Raw genomic sequence first — 322 nt, 5'->3', positions numbered from 1 at the left:
GAACAGCGCGATCGACAGCAGCCCCGGGCTCAGCGCGAACTTGTCGCGCACGGTCGGCACATGCACGCCCCACGACGCGTACATCATGCCGGCGACGAAGAACAGCGCCATCGTGGCCGTGCGGGCACGCTGGCGGACCGGGAGCGCCAGCACGCGATGCACATCGGGCGGCGTGGCGAAGTCGGACGAGGATCGGGATGAAGAATCGGACACGGAATGCTCTTGAATGGACCATGCGCGGGCGCGCGGCGCCCGTCGGATTTGTCCGATTCTATCGAACCGCTTACGGTCTTGCCGGCGAGCTGGCCGTCCGGCCGATGCG

Annotated in this window: 1 pseudogene; it reads right to left on the bottom strand. The window is 67.7% G+C overall.

Features of this window, described 5'->3' with window-relative positions:
• Positions 1–213, bottom strand: a pseudogene (locus PI86_RS16740) (MFS transporter); the annotation flags it as partial.
• Between the last annotated feature and the right edge of the window lie 109 nt (positions 214–322).

The sequence above is a fragment of the Burkholderia sp. A9 genome, from assembly GCF_000801975.1.
The sequence above is the reverse complement of the archived record's forward strand: the minus strand, read 5'-3'. Positions and strand labels throughout refer to the sequence as shown.